The organism is Paeniroseomonas aquatica (assembly GCF_030409335.1).
GTDB lineage: Bacteria > Pseudomonadota > Alphaproteobacteria > Acetobacterales > Acetobacteraceae > Belnapia > Belnapia aquatica.
Genome location: NZ_JAUFPN010000264.1, coordinates 1 through 1944 on the forward strand (window position 1 = coordinate 1; position 1944 = coordinate 1944).

Genomic DNA, 1944 nt, shown 5'->3' on the forward strand with positions numbered 1-1944 from the left:
CATGGACGCGGATTTCAGGCTACGAACTTCAGCAGCCTGATAGACGAGGGCACCCCTTGGCGACGGTGGCCTCGATGATTGGCTGGATCGTCTTCTGCTGCACATTGGCCAGCATGCGCATGACGACCTGACCGCCGCGCTGGATCAGGCCGAGGATCGGCGGCTTGTCCTTCTCCAGCGTGCCGCGGCCCGGCGCTACTGCCAGTCTGCGGCGGCGTCCAAACCGCCCCTTTTTGCGACTGCTGCAGGTTGGCCTTTGTGCCCGGCCACGACATAGACCTCGTCGATCTCCACCTCGCCTGCCAACCGCACCGGGGGAGCCTTGGCGACCAGGCCGTCGCGCAGCTGCTCGGTCATGGCCTGCACGTCCGATCCGTTGAGGCCCAGTTCCTGGGCGATCTGACGGTTCGAGAGGTTCAGGCCCATGAAGTACAGGCACATCACCCAGACCCGCAGCGGCTGGTGATGGCTGGCCAGCACCGTGCCGGTGAGGTCGTCGAAGCGCCCCGCGCACGCCTTGCAACGGTATCGCTGCCGGTGCGCCTGGGTCTCGTCAAAGCCATCGCGGACCGCGGTACGGCTATTGCAGGCAGGGCAGCGGACACCCTCCGGCCAGCGATGCTGGCGCACCAGGGCGAAGCACTTGGCATCGTCGATCAGTGCCGAGAGATTAACCAGGTCAGGGGCGGCCATCACGCCACGGGCTCCTCGTACGGGACGGTTCGCTATCCCGCCCCCCTGGCACATCATCACAGACCGACCCCGGGCACGCTATCCGGGCCTGGGTCCATCACCCCGGATCCCAATAAGAGCCTCAACTGAAACGAGACGCCCATTGAAACCAGAGCAAGCCAAAAGCATCCTATATTCTTTCAACAAACGCTAGAATTTTTCTATTTGAGCACGCTTGATTTTAAATCCAAGCATTGACGCAAAATGATGGAGGCCACTGGAGATGTAAATTGGGTGCACGGTGTCAATAAGATACTTAACGCTTCGCTCAGACATTTGATTTACCAAATATTCTGTCAGTAAATAGCGAGCGAGCGTTGCCTCCTGGCTTGCTTCTAGCGTACGAAAAAACGGAGTGTTGCCACATTGCCTGCGGATGGAGTTACGGAAACAGCTATCGGCCGCAGATCATCCGCAAAAGCCGCAAGCCATAAGTCCATCCCGTTTGGATCGGGAACTACTGGATGTTTTTTTCTGTATCTTTCGTCGGGATGAGACTGTTCATAAGCTATAGCCATTTGCAGAATTTTCTGGCGCTCATCGGGTTCTGAAACGCTTCGGCACCGTATTTTGAGTGCTGTTGCCTTGCGAATCATCCGACGGATCGTTTGGCGGTCACTACCAAGTTTATAGACATCACGCTCATCGGGGATTTCAAGAACTAGCTTGGCTTGATGCAGGATAGTCTGAATACCAAGAGTTCTTAGATTCAAGTTATTAAAAATAGCATTGCTCTGCGCACATTGCCCCAGCATTATAATAACAGGAGATTCTTTATCAAGAATCCTGTAGATTTTGTTTAGCAAAACTAAACGTTTTGGATGCAATGACTGGCGACGTGCGAATTTATCGGCATGATACCCACACAATTCGATAAGAGTGGAACCCAGCTTTTCATTTTTATTTAATATTGACATTGGGCAATCCTGAATGGTCGCTCTTGCCACAAACGCTACACTAAGTTGCTTAAATTTAACATACACAAAATATGACTTATTCTGCATCTCTCAGTTGTATTAATGTGCCGCCGGGATGAGTTGAAGTGGCGTGGGGTTCAGGCGGCGCAACTATTGGTCCGCTTCTGCGCGTATTGTGAAGGTGCCGGAACATGATCCGATGTGCTGATGACCATACCCTTAGGCGCAGTATGTCTGTCGAATCTTGGCCAAGACCCTCCTAGCCTGGATTATGCGCGAAGGCTGACGGGCATGG

General features: G+C 53.9%; 2 protein-coding genes. Both read right to left on the minus strand.

Annotation, left to right across the window (positions count from 1 at the left end):
• Window positions 1–195: 195 nt before the first annotated feature.
• Window positions 196–693, minus strand: a complete 498-nt coding sequence (locus tag QWZ14_RS29220; protein WP_290320588.1) for an IS1595 family transposase — start codon at window positions 691–693, stop codon at window positions 196–198.
• Window positions 694–1067: 374 nt separating this feature from the next.
• On the minus strand, window positions 1068–1649 hold the full coding sequence (locus QWZ14_RS29225) for a hypothetical protein (RefSeq protein ID WP_290320589.1): 582 nt from the start codon (window positions 1647–1649) through the stop codon (window positions 1068–1070).
• Window positions 1650–1944 lie beyond the last annotated feature (295 nt).

Excerpts from the sequence above, each read along its gene's own strand:
- QWZ14_RS29220 (WP_290320588.1), bottom strand. The coding sequence starts at position 693 with ATGGCCGCCCCTGACCTGGTTAATCTCTCGGCACTGATCGACGATGCC.
- QWZ14_RS29225 (WP_290320589.1), bottom strand. The coding sequence starts at position 1,649 with ATGTCAATATTAAATAAAAATGAAAAGCTGGGTTCCACTCTTATCGAA.